Annotated in this window: 15 protein-coding genes and 2 pseudogenes; 11 read left to right on the forward strand and 6 right to left on the reverse strand. The window is 67.7% G+C overall.

Annotation, left to right across the window (positions count from 1 at the left end):
* The first annotated feature begins 11 nt into the window (after positions 1-11).
* A complete protein-coding gene (locus OHB49_RS45285) occupies positions 12-881 on the forward strand; it encodes a hypothetical protein (protein ID WP_329167534.1) in 870 nt (289 codons plus the stop codon).
* Positions 882-1,017: 136 nt separating this feature from the next.
* Here the strand turns inward: OHB49_RS45285 and OHB49_RS45290 are convergent, their stop codons facing one another.
* The gene (locus tag OHB49_RS45290; RefSeq protein ID WP_329167535.1) at positions 1,018-1,986 is read right to left on the reverse strand and encodes a phosphotransferase family protein; all 969 of its coding nucleotides are present in this window, start codon (positions 1,984-1,986) and stop codon (positions 1,018-1,020) included.
* Between the two features lie 664 nt (positions 1,987-2,650).
* Between OHB49_RS45290 and OHB49_RS45295 the strand changes: the two genes are divergently transcribed.
* Complete coding sequence (locus OHB49_RS45295) at positions 2,651-3,244, forward strand: hypothetical protein (protein WP_329167537.1); 594 nt, start codon at positions 2,651-2,653, stop codon at positions 3,242-3,244.
* Positions 3,245-3,259: 15 nt separating this feature from the next.
* Here OHB49_RS45295 and OHB49_RS45300 read toward each other — a convergent pair whose 3' ends face one another.
* Positions 3,260-3,553, reverse strand: a complete 294-nt coding sequence (locus OHB49_RS45300; RefSeq protein ID WP_329167581.1) for a transposase — start codon at positions 3,551-3,553, stop codon at positions 3,260-3,262.
* Between the two features lie 120 nt (positions 3,554-3,673).
* Between OHB49_RS45300 and OHB49_RS45305 the strand changes: the two genes are divergently transcribed.
* Positions 3,674-4,099 (forward strand): hypothetical protein, encoded by a 426-nt coding sequence (locus OHB49_RS45305; RefSeq protein ID WP_329167539.1) that lies wholly within the window; start codon positions 3,674-3,676, stop codon positions 4,097-4,099.
* Positions 4,100-4,326: 227 nt separating this feature from the next.
* On the opposite strand, the gene OHB49_RS45310 is transcribed toward OHB49_RS45305, so the two are convergent.
* Positions 4,327-4,929, reverse strand: a complete 603-nt coding sequence (locus OHB49_RS45310) for a hypothetical protein (protein WP_329167540.1) — start codon at positions 4,927-4,929, stop codon at positions 4,327-4,329.
* 83 nt (positions 4,930-5,012) lie between these two features.
* Here OHB49_RS45310 and OHB49_RS45315 point away from each other — a divergent pair.
* Positions 5,013-5,225: pseudogene (locus OHB49_RS45315) on the forward strand (hypothetical protein); the annotation flags it as partial.
* 63 nt (positions 5,226-5,288) lie between these two features.
* Here the strand turns inward: OHB49_RS45315 and OHB49_RS45320 are convergent.
* A pseudogene (locus OHB49_RS45320) lies at positions 5,289-5,369 on the reverse strand (IS5/IS1182 family transposase); the annotation flags it as partial.
* Positions 5,370-5,456: 87 nt separating this feature from the next.
* Between OHB49_RS45320 and OHB49_RS45325 the strand changes: the two are divergent.
* Positions 5,457-5,825 (forward strand): hypothetical protein, encoded by a 369-nt coding sequence (locus OHB49_RS45325; RefSeq protein ID WP_329167582.1) that lies wholly within the window; start codon positions 5,457-5,459, stop codon positions 5,823-5,825.
* Between the two features lie 304 nt (positions 5,826-6,129).
* On the opposite strand, the gene OHB49_RS45330 is transcribed toward OHB49_RS45325, so the two are convergent.
* On the reverse strand, positions 6,130-6,957 hold the full coding sequence (locus OHB49_RS45330; protein ID WP_329167542.1) for a DUF2971 domain-containing protein: 828 nt from the start codon (positions 6,955-6,957) through the stop codon (positions 6,130-6,132).
* 514 nt (positions 6,958-7,471) lie between these two features.
* Between OHB49_RS45330 and OHB49_RS45335 the strand changes: the two genes are divergently transcribed.
* The 5 genes from OHB49_RS45335 to OHB49_RS45355 all read left to right on the forward strand — a co-directional run bounded on the left by OHB49_RS45335 (position 7,472) and on the right by OHB49_RS45355 (position 10,793).
* Positions 7,472-8,506, forward strand: coding sequence for a hypothetical protein (locus OHB49_RS45335; RefSeq protein ID WP_329167544.1), 1,035 nt, complete (start codon positions 7,472-7,474; stop codon positions 8,504-8,506).
* Positions 8,503-8,952 carry a hypothetical protein gene (locus OHB49_RS45340; protein WP_329167545.1) on the forward strand — a complete coding sequence of 150 codons (450 nt, stop codon included), beginning with the start codon at positions 8,503-8,505 and terminating at the stop codon, positions 8,950-8,952. The genes OHB49_RS45335 and OHB49_RS45340 overlap by 4 nt, the downstream gene beginning before the upstream one ends.
* Positions 8,949-9,593, forward strand: coding sequence for a tyrosine-type recombinase/integrase (locus tag OHB49_RS45345; RefSeq protein WP_329167547.1), 645 nt, complete (start codon positions 8,949-8,951; stop codon positions 9,591-9,593). Before OHB49_RS45340 ends, OHB49_RS45345 begins: the two co-directional genes overlap by 4 nt.
* A gap of 279 nt (positions 9,594-9,872) precedes the next feature.
* Entirely contained in the window at positions 9,873-10,169 is a 297-nt protein-coding gene (locus OHB49_RS45350; RefSeq protein WP_329167549.1) for a hypothetical protein, read from the forward strand.
* Between the two features lie 462 nt (positions 10,170-10,631).
* Positions 10,632-10,793 carry a hypothetical protein gene (locus OHB49_RS45355; RefSeq protein ID WP_329167551.1) on the forward strand — a complete coding sequence of 54 codons (162 nt, stop codon included), beginning with the start codon at positions 10,632-10,634 and terminating at the stop codon, positions 10,791-10,793.
* Between the two features lie 282 nt (positions 10,794-11,075).
* Here OHB49_RS45355 and OHB49_RS45360 read toward each other — a convergent pair whose 3' ends face one another.
* Positions 11,076-11,381, reverse strand: coding sequence for a hypothetical protein (locus tag OHB49_RS45360; RefSeq protein WP_329167552.1), 306 nt, complete (start codon positions 11,379-11,381; stop codon positions 11,076-11,078).
* Between the two features lie 117 nt (positions 11,382-11,498).
* On the opposite strand from OHB49_RS45360, the gene OHB49_RS45365 reads away from it, so the two are divergent.
* The gene (locus OHB49_RS45365) at positions 11,499-12,398 is read left to right on the forward strand and encodes a hypothetical protein (protein ID WP_329167553.1); all 900 of its coding nucleotides are present in this window, start codon (positions 11,499-11,501) and stop codon (positions 12,396-12,398) included.
* Positions 12,399-12,462: the final 64 nt, after the last annotated feature.

The raw sequence follows: 12,462 nt of genomic DNA on the forward strand, positions 1-12,462 counted from the left end.
GCTGTTCGGTCATGACCACCACACCGCGCCCGCGGTTCTCCGTCCGCGCCGGCCTCGCGGAGCCCACCGACGACGCACCGTACGACGGAGTGCCGGAGCACCTTCTCGTGCCCTTGCAGTCCTGGGTGAAGGAAAGCCTGACCCACGAGGGCAGGCCGAAGGAGGCGGCACGTGACATCTGCCTTCGACTGCGCATAGCCCCGATCACAAGCCCTCGGCGGCTGGGTCCCCAGTACCTGGATGCTCTGCTGCTGAACGGAACGGATCTTCTCGACGTCATCGACGAGACCCTCGCCTACAACGCGACGGCCCCATACCCCGTCATCAAGTCATGGAGGGTCGACCAGCTCCAGCAGCTTCTGGACAATGCCGGATCGGCCTATCGGGTCGCAGAGTCGGAGGACGGGTTGGAGGAGCGGGTTGCTCCCGCCGTCCGCGACGCGGTCCGGCAGGCGATGGCCGACGCCGCGGCCGCCGCGGCCTCCGGATCTGCGGCCGACCATCTGGCGACCGCGTGGCAGGCGGTGTACGGGCGCAGCCCCGACCCGGGGCGCGCGTACAGCGAAGCCATCAAGGCGGTGGAGGCCGCGGCGCACGCCGTGGTCCAGGGCAACAACCAGAAGGCCACCCTGGGCACCATGCTCGGCGAGATCGGCAACGCCCGGCACAAGTTCGACACCACGATCTCCACGCCGTCCGGCAAGGACCCCATGGCCCCGGTGGAGGCGATGATGCGCGCCCTTTGGGAGGGGCAGACCTCCCGCCACGGAGGGCAGAGCGCCACGGTGCCCGAAACCCTGGAGGCCGCCCGCGCCGGCGTCCACCTGGCTGCTGCCCTGGTTCAGTGGTTCGTCTCCGGTGCCGTGGTGCGCAGCCCCTGAGAAGCGCCCAGCGTTCGGCTACTTCCTGGGCGGTGTCCTCTGTGCGCCCGTGACCCTTGTCTGCGACCGTGAGGTTCACCGGGATGGTTGTTCAGGCCTCGGCTGGTTCCGATGATTGAAGTCACGAGGGACCAAATCATGGGCGGTTGAGGACCACCTCGCCCGGAGCGCAGGTAGTCAGCGCGACCACGATGTCGGCGTTGCGCCGTACTTCGTCCCAGCGGCGTTGGAAGGTGCAGTAAGCGAGGGCATCGAGTCCGATATGGATGAGGTACGCGTGGAGGCGCTCGCGCAGGTGGGTCGGGAGCGGGCCGGTGGCGTGCCAATACGCGAGCAGCTCTGCGTAGATGTCGATGGCGCGCCACTGTGGGTACCACGGCCACCAGTAGATGAGCCAGGCCGCGTCGTAGAGGTGGTCGCCGTACAGTGCGTTGCCCCAGTCCAGCACGGCGGTGACGGTGCCGTCGGCAGCGAGGACGTTGCGACTGAGCAAGTCCCCATGGATCATGCGGCGCTCATCGGGCAGGTACGGCGCCAGTGTGGCGAGTTTGGCCAGTCCGGCCTCGACCGGGCCGAGTCCGATCGCGGAGTCGGCGAGCGCTGCTCGCCAGCCGGGTACCCGGCCTGTCTCGGTACCGATGGCCAGCAGCGCGGCCGCCCAGGAGCCGTACGGCGCTCGCCCGTCCGGGGTCCAGATACCGTAGCCAGCGGTGCCGGCAAGGTCGACCCTGCCGATGGCGTCGAGGGCGGTCAGTAGGCTCGGCAGCGTCAGCGCCACGTCGGCAGCGGGCAGGTCGTCGAACCCGGCCCCGTGCGCGCGGGCCGAGATCGCATAATGCGAGGCGTCGAACACGCCCCTCGCCAGCACCGGCGGGACGGGCAGGTTGGGCCGGGCGAAGCCGGCGGCGATCTCGTCCTTGGCGAAGTCCGTACCGTGCGCGCCGATGCGCAGGACCACCTCCACGCTGTCGATGGTCAGCTCGAACGCCTGAGACCAGGCGCCGGCCGCCAGCGGCAATGGTTCGGTCGCGCGCGCCCCGAAGGTCGTGCGCACCAGCCGTCGGGCCAGGTCCGGCAGCGGGGCGGGTGCATGCTCAGCAGGCATCCGAGCATGGTAGTGCTGTGACCGTGAAGGCTCGATTGATGTCCCTCCGCCGGAGAGGAACTCGTGATCACTGCGCGACTCGCAGGCCGCTCTTCTGACCGACCGCTCCCCAGTGGCCCGGGACATCCGTCAGCTCGCGAACCGTGGCACAGAGCCCGTTCTGACCTGCGGGGCCAGACGCGCACTACCGAGCGCCGGACACGCATCGGCCCCAACACCTTGGTGCAGAACGCCGCCGCGCGCTGCTGCGGCGGCAGCGCACGCAGTGCTGCCTGCAGGTCCAGACGTAGGTCGGCCGCGTCGCACGGATCGATGACGGGATCGGCAGCCTCCAGCTGCACATCCATGTCCATGGCGCGCACTGTGGCTCGCAGCATGCGCTAGCGTCGCGTGGCGCGCTCAGATCTGGGGGAGAGCATCGGTGTTAAACCTCTTTGGGTGGGGCGGCCGCTTGAGGGCCTGGTGGCATGAGACGCCAGCAGCGATTCGCTGGGTTGCCTACATCTCAGTCCCCTTGGGCTGTGCCACCGTTGGACTCGGCGTCTACGGCGATTCGCATCACTGGTGGGATGGACGAAGTTTCCTCACCAATCTGGTGTCCAGCTTCGCCAGTCTCCTGTTTGGTGTTCCGACAGCACTGGTCGTACTCGCTCACCTGAGTCAGATGCAAGCCGAAGCGATGGAACGCCGGGCGGTGCAGCGATCGGCCCGCAAGGCTGCCGCAGAGTTCGAACGGGCCCTGTTGGCAGGTTTTAAGGCGCCTGACTTCGCCGGCGCGACTGTGGGCATCAACCAGGCAGTACTCGCGAGTATTGGGTATCGGGACCGCGTTCGGGACGTCCGCGGAAGATTCCGCGGTTCACTCGATGCCTACGCCGCGCGGAAAAGAGCCTTCGATGAACACCTCAACCTCGGCGGGCTCGATTACCACATCTGGTTGACCGAGATCGCGACGAGGTGGCACCGCCTGGACTCCGAAGTACGACCCCGGCTCGACGAAACGGGGCTCCACTGGCTCGCAATGCACTCATACGTCGTGTTCAGGGACAACGTGCGGAAGCTGCAGGACGTAGAGCGGCCGATATTTGTGGCGCGGACGGAAGACAGGGTTAGAGCTTTGGAGAACGCCCCTGCCACCAACGCGAACGTGGAGAACCAAGCGCAACTCCGGGCTGAGGCCGAGGCTACGGTGGCATGTCTGAGCGCGGTAACGGAGATCGTGAGGCAAGCGGGCTACATACGGTCGATTGGGACCTAGGCAGTTTCGTTTGGATCACCGTGCAGACCAGAGGAAGATGCCCGCAATGTGGAGTCCGGCCAGGTAGATGGTCGCGGTCTTCTCGTAGCGGGTGGCGATGCCTCGCCACTGTTTCAAGCGGTTGATGCAGCGTTCGACGGTGTTGCGCTGCTTGTATGCCTCGCGGTCGAAGGCTGGTGGCCTGCCGCCTCGGCTTCCGCGCCGCAGCCGCGTTGGTCGGCCGGAACGGGGATGACCGCCCGGATCCCGCGCTTGCGCAGGTGCTCGCGGATCGCGCGGAGCGGCCGAAGAGGGAGGCGCCGGGCGGATGAGCCGGTGTCGGCGTCGGCCGGGGTGGCGGCGGTTGGCTCAATCTGTCGTGGACGCGCCCAATGTCGGCCAGGAGACTGGGCGTTCAGCCACCGGACCGGCCTCACTCCTGGAGACGACTTGCGCACCCATCTCGCCGCTGCCTTCAGCGCCGTCACACTGACCACGGGCATGCTCCTGACCGCGCCCACAGCCAGCGCCCAACCCGCGGCCTACCCCACCACCCCCTTCAACGTCACCGTCACGAACACGTACACGACTGGCACGTTGACCTGGTACGGCCGGTCGGTCCTCGTGGAGGGGGTCCACAAGTCGGCTGACCAGGAGAATTGCCGAGGCACCACGGCGTTCACCCTTGACGCCGGCAACGGGCAGCTGGGAGTTGGATACAGCAACACCAGGTCGTGTGCCGGCGAGGTCGTGCCGTTCAGTTTCACCGTGCCGGCTGACGTCCCTGGCGGAGCTGCGGTCGTCCGGGTCTGCCTGGATGACGGGTCCGCGCCTCCGCCCACGTACTTCAAGTGCGTGCGCTACGGGCATCCGTAGGCTGACCGGCAGACATTCCGGCATCCGAGTAGTGCGCTGGATCTCCCCCGTCTCCGTCGAGGCGGGGGCCGTTTCATGTCCGGACGGGGGCCGTCTCGACCGACCGCGACCCGGGTGATTCAATCGAACACATGTCCGAGCTGCCGCCCGATCCGCCACGCCTCCGCGCGATCCTGGCGCACCTCAACCAGCAGCTCACCGTCTAGTACCCCGATATGGCCTCGGGCCTACCGTCGCCGCAGGGTCCACCGGCTGCGGCTCACCGGCGCCGGCGGCTCGACGGCCTGCCTCAGCGCCTCGCGGAAGTCCCTCAGAGCCGCATCCATGCGTTCGTTGTCGCCGTGGTGCCGCACCGCTGCCGTAAGGACTCCATCGGCAGCGGGCGCGAGATCCTCCCGCAGGAGCAGCGGCGCCATGGCCGTCCCCAACCGCGCGAGAGGCACGGCAAGCGCTCCGGCAGAGACCCCGCTCTCCTGGTCCCAACTGAAAACGGCACGGGCCGCCTCCCCAGAGGCAGCGAAGAGTGCCGGCCCGCCTGTCCGACCAGCCAGCCCGTAGGCAATGCCCCCATGGACGAGAGCACGGAGGGCGACTCTTCCGCGCGCTCCCCAGCCTCCCCAGACGTGATCGTGCGTGTCCCCCGCTACCCGCAGCGCCAAGACGGCTGCCACCAACTCGATGGCCTGAGCCTCGAGGCTTGCTCGCTCGGCAGCCGCATCCTTGCGGGCCTCTGCCTGACGGTTGCGGCGCGCGGTCTCCCAGGCGCCAATGAACACGAGTGCAACGGTGGTGACCACCGTGATGCCCGTGGTGAGGAGAGCACTGTCCATGACCATCGGGACATCAAGACGGGGCAGGAAGTTCCCCATAGTCCATAACTGACCGTCACCCGCCCTGCAGCACCGTGTCCGTGGTGTCCGCTCATGTCGCCTCGTGGGTTCTCGTCCGCCGCGTCTCCACCGCCGGTCAGGTCGTCGACGGCTACGGGCTCGACACTCAGGAAGCCGACTGCCGACGATGGGCCAAGGCCCAGACCGCCGAGCGCGTGCGCATCGTCCACGTCGTCACGGACGGAGACGCGAAGGGCGGGAAGTCAGGCGTGAGCCTGCTCGACGAGCGCCCCGGGCTCATGGAGGCCGTGGAGTGGATCGCGGAAGGCCGCGCCGACGGCATCGTCGCCCCGAACCTCCAGCTTCCCGAAGGAACGCGGGCTCAGCCCGGTGAACGAGGCTATCCAAGACGGCTCCGACGCCGTGATCACGCCAACCACCGCGAGATCATCTCAGTTGCAGACGTCGCTGGTTCCGGCTGATCCTTTGCGTATTCGACGGCCAAGAAGGAGAACGACGTGGGGCTGATGCTGTTCCCGGGCGACGGCGACACCAGCAGTCCCGACGTCGCCTGGTCCTACAGCGGCTTCGCCGCGTTCCGACGACAGCTAGCGCGAGCGGAAGGGTTCAAGCTATCCGAGATGTGGGGCTTCGGCGGAGAGCGCCCCTGGAGTGACGTCTCCACCTCGCTCGAACCCTTCCTCGATCGTCCCGACGACGGCGGAAGAGAGCTCTCGCCCGCCGAATGCGCCGCACTCCTGCCCCGCTTGGAAGCGATCGTCGACCAGTGGCGGAACGACCTCGACGTCCCTCGGACACACATCGATGCGGCCCAACAGCTGACGGTCGTTCTGCGTCTCTGCGTCGCGAAGGACGTCGAACTTCTCTTCCTCTGACGGCCACGAAGCGGGGGCCGATCCTGACACTCCTGTAGTTACGGGACAGCCCTTAGGACGGTTCCTTTTGGCCCCGGGCCAACGTCCACCGCTGGTCCGCCCAGCCATGAGCGAGCGGGCCTCCAGCCGAACCCGCTCCCTCGCAGCCCTCTTGGCATCGGTCAAGCCGCCGCCCTGCGCGTATCTCACAAACCACAACTACCGACCCGGCTCAGGCGCTGGCAGGCGAACGGCCCGACATCACCCAATCAAGTTCAGTAATAGGGATAGGGCTGCACCTAGAGGATGACGGCGGGCGAGGAATTTAACGAAGAGGCGCCTTCGATGGCTCTACCGGGACGTCATTTAGACCGAATCGATCGAGCAGTTGGCGGACACCTGAGATTCGCTCACCAATGTGCCGCCCCGGGCCGACAATTACCCTTTTTACCGCATCGACCGGAAGGTCGAGTTGCAGATACGGAATGAGCCCGATAGGCCCCACCCGAAATCTCAAGTCGTCGCGAGTGCCACGATCCGGAATCATCAAGCGCCACTCTTGCTCCTCGCGAAAAGCGGGATGCTTGATCATAGCGAGAGCATTCGTAATACTATATTGGGGTGTGCGATTGGGGGGCCATCGGTCGATCCAGCCTCGTTCGATGCCCTCATCGATCCCGTAGCAGACCTTATCGAATAGCCCTTCCCGAGCTTTCTGCTTGGACAGATCGTAGAGGGCTTCCGCCTGGATACCGAGCGCGAACCCTCCTGCGCCACCGTACCCGCGCCACTGGCTGAGTAGATCGCCGCTGTTGCAGAAACAGGTCACGTACACATGGAGCTGCTCGGGAGAGAGTGTGACCGCCTGGTCAAGCTCCGCGATGATGGCGTTAAATACGTCAACGAGCTCGTCATGGTCAGCTCCAGCTCCGCCCCCGATGGGTCTCGGAGCCCGGTGCCTCTCCAGCCACTGCACCGACTTTTGAAGCTCGGCCAAGAGGTAATCGTGAGAGTAGGTCAACTCTTGCGCATCGTTCAGAAAGGACGCATCGGAAGCCCACAAGGTTATGTTTGACACGATACCGTGGAGCCCTGCCGCAGTGGTGTAGTGATATACGACCTCCGGCGCCCCAATGTATTCGTGCATCACCATGCGGTAACTTCCTCCTTTTCGGCCGAAATGAATTTCAGCGCTCGCCGGGGGACTTGCTGGCCCAGCCTCCGCTCTCACCATTACACTCGGCTCGGACCGTTGGGGTCGGGACACTCAAGCTGGCTGTGAAGCGCGTAGCGGGTCACGCAGACGGGTGTGAGTAGTGGCGGTAGCGCTGAGATTGATCATGGTCTCTGATGCTGGGCCCGGAGAGGCTGGCCACTCTTCCGCGCTTCCCGGCGTCCATGGCGGAAGGCCTCCGGCGGCCTGGAGGGCGGCAGTGCGTACAGGCCGGGAACTCGGTTCCGGCACGCGGATACCTCCGTGAGACGGGACGGTCAGTGTCTCGTCTCGTTGAACCTGCTCCGATCCGGAGCCCATGACCTGGGCAGAGCAGGCTCGGTGAGACGGATCGTCTGCGGCCGGTCTCATCGGATCTGCTCCGCCGGGAGTGTTCTCGTTGCCGTCTCACTTCATCTGCTCCGTTCCGGCGGTTCTCTGTCACGACGCCCGGATGTCCTTGCCGCCGTCCGCGGCCCGCCCCTTCCTGAAGGAGACCCGGGTGCCCGAGTCCGACGCACGCCTTTCCGACACCGTCCCGGCCGCCCGCCACGGTGGGCCCGCCCAGGAGCGGCCAGACGTCGACTGGACCCCGGTCCGCAACGGGATGGACTACCTCCGCAGCGCCGTCCAACACCTCGCGGGGGCGGATGGGATGGACAACCTCCGCAGTGCCGCCCAGTACTTCGCGGGGGCCGAGGCGGCCGAGCCGGACGACCGCGCGCTCAAGTACGCCGTGCTGCACCTGCAGGCCGCGACCGAGGTCCTGCTCAAGGCCCGGCTCACGCACGAGCACTGGAGCCTGGTCTTCACCGAGCCCGGAGCCGCCAGCTGGCAGAAGTTCACCGCCGGCGACTTCGAGAGCTGCTCGCTCGCCACAACCCTCGACCGGCTGGAGAAGATCGCCCGGGTCAGCCTCACGCAGCAGGAACGCAGGGCGATCAGCAGCCTCGCCAAGACCCGCAACGCCCTGACCCACTACGGTCACTCGGCCTCGGCCTACCAGGTGGAGGCACAAGCCGCGCGCGTGCTGGGCCTGCTGCTCACCTTCGTCAGCGAGCACCTGCGCCCGCCCCAGGTCACGGAGGCCGCCTACGTCAAGCTGGTCATGGAGGAGGTGCGCGGCCGCCTCGGCGCCATCAACGCCCTGGTGGCAGACCGCATGAAACAGATCTCCGGCCAGCTGACGGAGCACGCCGCCTACACAGTGATCTGCCCCGACTGCCGCCAATCGGCCCTGGTGGTGGGCGAATGGCCAACCTGCCTGTTCTGCCTGCAGAAGTTCGCCGCTCCCCAGGAGGCAGCCCTGCGGTGGGGCTGGGAGGCCCTGGGCGACCCGGAGCATGTCGACTGGTATGTGGACGACTGCGACTGCACGGAGGGAGCCGGGTCCCTGGTGTGGCCGGTCAATACAGTGGCCTCCCCGGTCGAGGACGTGGCCCTGTGCTTCAGCTGCCGGGCCGTGTACGTCGAGGTGAAGGACCGGTGACCGCCCCCGTCCTGCGGCCTGGTCCCGGGGCTCCGGCGACGGGACATCGAGACCCCCGCGCACTGTGGCCCGAGCACGCCCGCCGGCTCCACGACCACCTGGTGGAGCTGTACGGCGAGGACGACGCGCTGCCCACCCTCGCCGCCGCCTGGATCGCCCACCAGCGCAGCGTCAACACGCAGAAGACCTACGGTCGCGGCTTCCGCATCCTCGAGGAGTTCGCCCGCGAGTACGGCGTCCACCCGATGGCCGTGACCTTCCCGCTCGCCGACACCTTCCGCCTCCATCTGGAGACCGCGCCCACCTTGCAGCGGCTCAAGGGCGGGGCACGCGGCGAGATGGCCCGCACCGGCATGCCGTACTCGGACGCCTCCCGCGCGCGAACGCCCTGTCGTCGGCCAGCTCGTTCTTCGCGTACCTGGACGTCGTCAGCGACGACGGGGTGAAAAACCCCTTCGACGCAGTGCAGCGCCCGTACATCGACCCGGACTACTCGCCCACCCCTGGCTACACCGAGGCCGAGTTTGCACGCCTGCTGGCCGTCGCCCGGGACCACCATCGCGTCGCCGCGTACCGCACACGCGCCTACGCCCTGCTGCTCGTCCTCTACACCTGCTGTCTGCGCATCGACTCCCTGCTCAACGCCCGTGTCGACGACCTCGGTTACGACAAGGGGCACCGCGTGCTGCTCCTGGAGAAAATGAAGGGCGGCGGCCGCAAGAAGAAGCCGATCCCGCCCGCGGCCTGGGACGCGCTCCAGGGCTACCTCGACGGCCGCACCGAGGGTTGGCTGTTCCAGACCGCCACCGGCGGCCAGCTGGACGAGCCCGCGGTGTGGCGCCTACTGCGCTCCCTGGCCAAACGCGCCGATCTGCCACTGCGTGGGCCGCACGGCGTGAAGGGCGACGCGGTCACCCACGCCCTGGCCAAGCCGGAAGCCCGCCCGGACAAGGTCCAGCGCTGGGCCGACCACAAGAACCCCCGCACCACCCAGCGCTACAACCACCGCAAGGAACTGCTGGACGACAGCCCCGGCTACGGCCTCGCCGCCGACATCGCAGGCGCGCTGGAACGTAGCGAGGCCTGAGCGGCAAGGACGAGGTTGCGGGGCTAGGCCCGTAGCGGTGTAGGGGACGCGATTCCAGCGGCGACAGGCAGGAAAGCCGCAGGTCGGTGGCTTTGAATACGGAACTCCTCGTGGGCAGCGTGGAGTCCGGAGCCGGGGCTTGCGCTGCTAACCCCCGGCTCCCCCATCCTTCGGCACTGTCAGAGCCGCTGCCCGGGACACAAGGGCTGGGGCTACTGCACCCTCCGCCCAGAACGCGCACCCGGCGCGTCTGACCTCCGAGCCCGAAGGACAACCGATATGACCGCCCGCCAGGCCGCGCGCCGCCTCATCACCCGGACCGCCCCGCCCGTCGGACTGGCGGGCCTGGCCCTGGCCGCCAAGACCTACGCCGACGTGTCGGGATGGGTCGCCCTGCTCATTACTGTGGTCGGTGTCGTCATCGGCGCCCTGCCAGCGCTTCTGCCGCAGGAATCCGAGCACCGACGCGACGCGTGGCGAGACTGGCTCCGCCACCGGGAGCGCATGGCGCGTCTGCGCATTGGTGTCCACGCCGCACGTTCCCCCGCGGGGCGGGGGAATGATCGCTCCGGCTGATTGCGCAGGACACGCTCATCGAGGGTGCGGTCGACGAGTTCGAGTGCGGACCTTGGCCTCCTGGTCGACCGGCACGGCGGTCACTGCCCGGCGCCCGGGTCCGCCTCACTGACGGCCGCCCCGCCGTGGTGTACGCGGCGGGGTAGTGCGAGGCGGGTGCGTCGACCGCCTACCTGATTCGCGAACTAAAGTTGGGCGGGCGCGGCCGTCTGCTACCGCCAGAAAAAGTTTTGTCCCCCGTCTTCACAGGCGGAGGGGGTGCACGGCCTGTGATTGTTAGAACGCGACCACACCAGCAACCTTTGAATGAACGATATATATACACTTCATCGGACACATTGCGCGACCGAGGTCGTAACGCCCCTTAGAAACCAAGGGTATTGTAGGACCTGCCTCGCAGAACCCTCCAACTGAACAGCGGAGGCTGTCCAGTTCGCAGACCCCCCGGTACCAGCACGCCTGGTGCCGGACCGGGAGGGCGAAAGTGAGGTGGTGCTGATGAGCGGCCCGTGGGACAAGCCCGACAGGAAGAAGTGGCCAGAGCCAGATAAGTGGCAGGTCTTCCTGACGGCGACAAGTCTGCTGGTGGCAGTCATCGCGCTGGCGGTGCAGTTCGCTCAGTGACGTCACTGAGTCCGCCTCACGACCGGTCGGAATCGGTCCGCGCCCCGCTGCGAATGCAGCGAGCCCGGCCGCCTGTAGATCGACCGGGCTCGTGAACTGCGTGGAGGGACCTGATCCGGATACCGCCGGGTCGGGTCTCTCTGCGCCGACCGGAGCCACCCCCAGCCGACAAGTAAAACATTACCACCTTTGAACCGCATCCAACCTGAAACCGCAGGTCAGAAGGCTGACCACCCCACCCTGACGCACCCGTGGATGCGTAAGGGTGGAGGTCTCACGCCTCTACATGACGACGGCGAGCAGGGCGTTGTCCTCCCACTGGTCGACGACTTCGAGGTATCCGGCGAACACCTTGGAGTACGGGGCCCATCCGCCCTGCTTGGCGATGACGATCTGGTCGTGGCCGTTGAGGCGGGAGGAGGTGGCCAGTCCTCGGCAGGGCGAGTGCCCGGTGAACGGGATCTCGATCCCGGCGCGTTCGCCGGCGCGGGTGATGATGTCGCCGATGGACTCGGGCTGCGGCCCGCGCTCCAGCCGCGCGGACCTCTCGTACGCCACGAAGCGGTGGCAGCTGCTGCGCCAGCACAAGGAGCGGCGCTTCCTGCGCGGTCAGGCCAGCCGCTGACGGCAAGAATTGAACTGGTAGATAGAGCCAACTCGGCCGCCCCCCAGGCCCGGCCCGGTCCGATGCGCGACAATCGCGGCGTGCAGACATCGACGTTCCCCTCGGTCCGCGCGCTCGACCAACTCCTCGACGGCCTGGGTGCCGGCGCGGCTCGTCGGCGTCAGCTTGACATGGTGCGCGGGGAGCTGGAGCGGGCGCTGAACCGGGGCGCGCTGCCGGTCGGTGCCCGGCGCAGCCTGCAGCGGCTCCTGGAAGAAGAGGCGCTCCGCCCGTACGTACGGCTCGCGGAGTCCGGGGCGCTGCGGCACCGACGGGTCGCGGGTGCCTTCCCGCCCACATCGAAGGCGACCAACGAGATCCGCCGCAAGTGCATCGACCTGCTGCGCGAAGCGCTGGGGGTGCCCGCGCTGCGCCTGGGCGGCGGGGAGATCCCGCTGCAGCCCGCACCGGAGGCGGCAACACTCTCCGCCCTGACCCGCCAGCTCGACCAGTACCTCGCCGGGGCCATGTCCCCGGCACAGACCCGGCTGACGGCCGTACTCGCACTGGAACTGGACACCGCGGCACGAAGCGGGGAACTGGCCGACCTGCGCACCACGCACCTGGGCCAGGACAACACCGCGGTGTACGTCGAGCGGCGCCCCCAGGGCGGTGGCGCCATCGAGGGGGAGTGGGTGGAGACCTCGGCGCTGGCCCGGGCCGCGCTGGAGCGCTGGCTGGACGTGCGCGAGGACCTGGTGCAGCGGGCCCACGGCACCTCGCGGCTGTGGGTGTCGCTCTGGATGAACCACGACGGCGTCCTCGACGACCAGGGCTACACCGTGATCCGCCCGCCCGGGATGCCGTTGGAGGAGAACGGGCTCGTGACCTCGTACCGGGTCGGCCGACTGAGCTACGACGGGCTGCGCCAACTGTTGCCCCTCAAAATGGAGCAGCTGCGGCGCGCGGTTGAGGCCGAACGCCAGCGCACCGCCGCGTAGTCCCTTCCCTACTTGCTGCCTGACCTGGTCTTTCGCCGTACGGCGGCCGTGCACCCCGAAGGGC

Source organism: Streptomyces sp. NBC_01717 (assembly GCF_036248255.1).
Lineage (GTDB): Bacteria > Actinomycetota > Actinomycetes > Streptomycetales > Streptomycetaceae > Streptomyces.

Excerpts from the sequence above, each read along its gene's own strand:
- OHB49_RS45350 (WP_329167549.1), top strand. The coding sequence starts at position 9,873 with ATGACCGCCCGCCAGGCCGCGCGCCGCCTCATCACCCGGACCGCCCCG.
- OHB49_RS45285 (WP_329167534.1), top strand. The coding sequence starts at position 12 with ATGACCACCACACCGCGCCCGCGGTTCTCCGTCCGCGCCGGCCTCGCG.
- OHB49_RS45330 (WP_329167542.1), bottom strand. The coding sequence starts at position 6,957 with ATGGTGATGCACGAATACATTGGGGCGCCGGAGGTCGTATATCACTAC.
- OHB49_RS45295 (WP_329167537.1), top strand. The coding sequence starts at position 2,651 with ATGCAAGCCGAAGCGATGGAACGCCGGGCGGTGCAGCGATCGGCCCGC.
- OHB49_RS45290 (WP_329167535.1), bottom strand. The coding sequence starts at position 1,986 with ATGCCTGCTGAGCATGCACCCGCCCCGCTGCCGGACCTGGCCCGACGG.
- OHB49_RS45310 (WP_329167540.1), bottom strand. The coding sequence starts at position 4,929 with ATGGACAGTGCTCTCCTCACCACGGGCATCACGGTGGTCACCACCGTT.
- OHB49_RS45335 (WP_329167544.1), top strand. The coding sequence starts at position 7,472 with ATGTCCTTGCCGCCGTCCGCGGCCCGCCCCTTCCTGAAGGAGACCCGG.
- OHB49_RS45325 (WP_329167582.1), top strand. The coding sequence starts at position 5,457 with ATGCTGTTCCCGGGCGACGGCGACACCAGCAGTCCCGACGTCGCCTGG.